Below are 5205 nucleotides of genomic sequence, written 5' to 3'. Positions count from 1 at the left end.
TCTATGCCAAGAGATCTGTGTTCAGGTATTTTGATTAAAAAAGTGGGGTTGGGCATCGCCTCACTCAAAAACGCGAAGTCTCGTTCCAGGGATGGAGAAGCCCACGCTCTAATCTCCGATTGAGCGTGGGAGTATGTCACAAATCATAGAACAATTTACCGTTGTTTCAGTTGATTATAGTTGATTTTAGGTTGGGTGAAGCCCAGCGTAACCGAACACCCCCAACCCCCTCTCCCAACCTTGGGAGAGGGGGAGAAAGTTTTGTAAAGTGGGCATTGCCCACCCAGAGTGCGTTTCATGAGTTTTCCGGGTCTTTCAATACCGGATACCGTAAGCTATTTAATCCTGAATATAGTCAGACTCGGACAGTAACGCCATTTCAGCCCTCACAAACTCTCGCCCTAAATATAAAGCGTGTTCTAATCTTGTTAAGGGACAAGGCTGAGTTTCTTCTGTAATTTTCATGCCAATTTCTTTCGCCGTTCTGCCCGTAAAAGTCGCCGTTGGAACTCGTTTTGCTTTCCCTTTAATAATCGGTTCTCCTGTTTCTGGGTCAACCGCTAACCCCTTCTCATTAATGGTATTGCTGTAATGATCTGCACAAATTAAACCCCGATCGCGGTCTAAATAAATAATAAAATATCCTTCTGGATCAAGTTCAATAAAGCGTTTCGACAATTTATCGTCGATTTGTTTTAAGTCTTGTTGAGTTAATTTGAGCATTTCCACGTCTATCAGTTAATCCCGATTGCAAAGATTTTCAAATCAATCTAGCATTATAACAGCTTATTTTTCTTTTTAAAATTAAGGTCAAAAAACACAAGAAAGCGACAGTTTAGCGTTCTCTGAGCTATTGTGCAACCCCCCTGCGCTAAAATTCCCCCCCAAGACTTATATTTTTCTACATTTAGTGTAAAAATTGTATCGTTTTCAAATTTGACCACTAGATATAGAATAGAGTAGATTAGGATTTACTCACCGCTTCATATTTTAACAACTTTAATTGGGCTTTTGCTCTATTAAAGAAAATTACTCTATGTATAGTGTTTTACAGCTTAAATTATTGAAATACGACTCTACCAATAGTGTGTTAATTACGCTACACTAGAAGCCTAGTTCATAGACAACTCTGATACGATGCAATTCCAAGGCACGTTTTCTTCACAAAGCACCAGTACAAGTCGTACTCATCCCCGTCCTAAGACCAATTCTCTCTTAGGACAAACAGGAGGGCAGTCCGTCAGTTCCCTTCCAGAACGCCCCGATATTCGCGTTGTTAAGCGAGATGGCACTTTAACCCCCTTGGATGTCTCCAAGATTCGTAAAGTGGCTGAATGGGCGTGTCAGGGGTTAGAGGTTAACTTAATTGCCCTAGAGGCCGGCTTAAAGACTCGTCTGAGGGAGGGTGTCACCACGCGAGAAATTCAGGATAACCTCATCCACTGTGCTTTAGAGATGTGTAGTCCTGATGAACCGGACTGGCGATATGTAGCAGGCCGCCTCCATATCTGGAGTTTGTGGAAAGATACCCTAGTCCGTCGGGGGTATCAATACGGGGATTATGCCAGAACCGTTAACGAAAAAGTTTGCGCTAACCAGTATGATGCCAAAATTTTAATCTACTCCCCCGACGAACTCCAAGAGGCCGGCAGTTGGATTAATTCCGACTGGGACACCGATTATGATTATGCTGGGGCCGTACTATTCAGCAAACGGTATCTTCTCCCCAACGAACTCCCCCAAGAGGCATTTTTAACCTGTGCTTTATTATTAGCGTCGGTCGAAAAACCCCACAACCGCCTCAAAGTGGCGCGACAATTTTATGAGGCCATTGCCCAACGGAAAATTTCTCTGGCCACCCCAATTTTAGCCAATCTCCGTGTGCCTAGAGGGTCTTTAGCCTCCTGCTTCATCACCACCATGGAGGACAACCTGGAGTCGATTTTCGGGGAAATCACCAACACAGCCCGCATTTCCAAGAATGGGGGGGGAGTCGGTGTTAATGTCTCCCAAATTCGCGCTACGGGGTCTTGGGTGATGAATAAACCCAATGCGTCAGGAGGTGTAATTCCTTGGATTAAGTTATTAAATGATACCGCGATCGCAGTTAATCAGGGTTAAAAAAGTTAGCCCCTTCTGTTAGTAATAACAGTTGTAACACTCCTCTAATTGCTGGAAAATCTCATATTAATCCTACTCAAATAGACCCAGCCCACAATATGAGATAATCAGCAGCCAAGCGGGGTAATGATGGAAACAAACAGCAAGCGTATAAAGTTCAATTAACGTTAACTATAGTCATAAGTGACAATTTCTGTGTCTGGAAATTGAAGATTTAAACAAGCGGGCAGAAGCGGGAAACATTTATACCATCATTACACTGAAGGTTCAGAGACTAGAAGTTAAACTTCGTACACTGTAAGCGATTGACAGTGGAAATGGGGAGAATCCTAGATTTAGGATTAAGATATAGTCCGATCTATCTGGTGACAGATAGCAGTCTGAAAAGACGGGTTAGAGGTAGCGAATCTAATCGAACATAAATGGGACGACGTGCTGGTGCAGTTACGGTTTCTTTAGATATCTGGCATTTAGATGTACCAGAATTTTTAGAAATGCAGACCGAAAATGGCGACCAAAGAAGAAAAGCGTATGACATATTTCCACAATTAGTCATCACTGATGAATTTATGCGTCGGGTGCGAAACCGACAAGACTGGGTATTAGTTGACCCCTACGAAGTGCGAGAAAAACTGGGCATTGAACTCGCAGAATTGTGGGGCGAAAAATTCACGCAAGCCTATCAAGAAATTGAAGCAGAACTCGACAACAAAATTACGCTCTATAAGCGCATTAATGCCCGTGAACTGTTGAAAATGGCCATGCGGAGTCAAGTAGAAACCGGGATGCCTTATCTCTGGTTTAAAGACAGTGTAAACCGGGCCAACCCCAACCAACACGAAGGCTATATTCCAGGAGGGAACTTATGTGTGTCCCCAGAAACCCGAATTTTAACAGATCGGGGGCAATTTCCTATTGCAGACCTCGAAGGCCAATGGGTTAATGTTTGGAATGGTTCGGAATGGAGTGAAGTCCAAGTCCGCAAAACCGGAGAAAATCAACCCCTTCTCAAAGTGAACCTGAGTAATGGGGAAGCCTTAGAGTGTACTTACTATCACCATTTTTGGGTACAAGATACCTACAAAAATAAACCCCGTCGAGTGGAGGCCAAAGACTTACAACCGGGGGATAAGTTGATCAAGTATCGATTACCCATTGTGCAATCAGACGATGATATTGACTTCCCTTATGCTTATACTGCGGGCTTTTTCTCTGGAGATGGCAGTTATTCAGGAGAAGGACTCCCAGAAATCGATTTATATCACGAAAAACGCGAATTGCTGCCACACCTAGATGTCCGTAACCGCCGCCAGGGGAGTAAATATTATTCACGAGAATTAGATACGGTAGCGGTTTATGAAGACAAAAAACAAAATCGCTTAGTCTCTCGGCTTCCTTTGGATATCCCGCCTAAATTTACTGTTCCCTTGAATGGTTATACCGTGAAATCCCGTTTAGAGTGGTTAGCAGGGTTACTCGATGCAGACGGATGTGTTTATCGCAATGGCAAAAACGAGGCTTTAGCACTGGTTTCAACGAATCAAGTCTTTTTGCGCGATATTCGCTTAATGTTACAGACTTTGGGCGTGGATAGTAAAATTGCGTTAGTCCTCCAGGCGGGCGACCAACTAATGCCAGATGGTCAGGGGGGTAAAAAAGCCTATTTCTGTCAAAATGCTTATCGGTTAACGATTTCTTCTAATGGACTCTTCCAACTGGGAGAAATGGGACTCAAAACCCATCGACTCCAATGGACTTTACGTCAACCCCAACGGAATGCGAGTCAGTTTATCCGAGTCCAAGAGGTGGAGTTAACTTGTCGTCGGGATGATACTTATTGTTTTACTGAACCCTTGCGTCATTTAGGGATGTTCAATGGTATTCTCACGGGCCAATGTCAGGAGTCTTGGTCTGTGGTCACTCCGGGTCAATTTGCACATACCTGTAACCTTGATTCGCTCAACCTCGCTAATATTGACGAGGAGGAATTAGCAGAAGTGTGTACCACGGCGGTGCGGTTACTGGATAATGGCATTGAATTAACCCATCCGCCTTTTAATGAAAGTGCTTCCCATAATAGTCGCTTTCGGACCATTGGCGTGGGTTGTATGGGGTTGGCGGACTGGTTGGCGAAACGTCGTCTCTCTTATACCCATTTACCGCAAATTAGCGAATTATTCGAGAATATCGGCTATCACTGCACTCGCGCTTCTATGGAGTTGGCCCAAGAACGGGGGGCCTATCCGGCCTTTGAGGGGAGTGAATGGAGTAAAGGCCATTTAATTGGGGCCAAACCCCTCTCTTGGTATCAGGAGAACGCCAAACACCCGCAACGGTGGCAACAGTTGTCTCAGGATATCCAACAATACGGGATTCGCAATAGTCATATTACGGCCATTGCTCCTAATACGTCTTCTTCCTTGGTGCAAGGGTGTACGGCCAGTATTTTACCCCCCTTCAGTCGTTTCTTTTACGATAAGTGGGCTAAGGGGACTGTTCCCATTGCACCGCCTTTTATTGCAGAGGGGTTCTGGTTTTATCCAGAAAATAAAACCTATGACCAACAGAAGGTTATTAAAGCAGTGGCGACGATGCAACAGTGGATTGATACGGGAATTTCGATGGAACTGTTGTTTAATCTGAACCAAGGGGTATATTTCCCGGATGAACCGGAACGGAGTTTAAGCGCAAAGGATATCTTTGAAACGCTGATGTTGGCTTGGGAACAGGGTTGTAAGGCGATTTACTACATTCGGACGGTTCAGAAGGATAATTATAAGGACAATATCGAAGCCTGTTCCTCTTGTGCCAATTAGTTCGTATCACTCTCAGTGAAACTAAAAATCGCTGAAAGTTGGCTAAAAGCCTTCGTTTCACTGTAAGATAACCTGTCTTGTGTCAAGTGTTTGGAGAGCATTGGGAGATAGAGAAGCATGGAAACTAAAACAGTTTAAACCTCTATCTCCTCCATCTCCCCTATCCTCTCCATCTCCCCTATCTCCTCCATCTCCCCTATCCTCTCCATCTCCCCTATCTCCTCCATCTCCCCTATCCTCTCCATCTCCCCTATCCTCTCCATCTCCC

At 44.4% G+C, this 5205-nt stretch carries 1 protein-coding gene and 2 pseudogenes; 2 read left to right on the top strand and 1 reads right to left on the bottom strand.

Going from position 1 to position 5205, the window contains the following annotated elements; all coding sequences use genetic code 11:
- Positions 1-339: 339 nt before the first annotated feature.
- Positions 340-723 (bottom strand): DUF4346 domain-containing protein, encoded by a 384-nt coding sequence (locus PN462_RS16595; protein ID WP_272129934.1) that lies wholly within the window; start codon positions 721-723, stop codon positions 340-342.
- 414 nt (positions 724-1137) lie between these two features.
- Between PN462_RS16595 and PN462_RS16590 the strand changes: the two are divergent.
- Together PN462_RS16590 and PN462_RS16585 are read left to right on the top strand one after the other, a co-directional pair.
- Positions 1138-2118: pseudogene (locus PN462_RS16590) on the top strand (ribonucleotide reductase N-terminal alpha domain-containing protein); the annotation flags it as partial.
- Positions 2119-2546: 428 nt separating this feature from the next.
- Positions 2547-4937, top strand: a pseudogene (locus PN462_RS16585) (LAGLIDADG family homing endonuclease); the annotation flags it as partial.
- Positions 4938-5205: the final 268 nt, after the last annotated feature.

Source organism: Spirulina sp. CS-785/01 (assembly GCF_028330525.1).
GTDB lineage: Bacteria > Cyanobacteriota > Cyanobacteriia > Cyanobacteriales > Spirulinaceae > JAQMSD01.
This window is presented reverse-complemented; position numbering and strand designations above follow the sequence as displayed.

Bases quoted from the DNA above. Each gene is read 5' to 3' on its own strand.
- PN462_RS16595 (WP_272129934.1), bottom strand. From the start codon at position 723: ATGCTCAAATTAACTCAACAAGACTTAAAACAAATCGACGATAAATTG.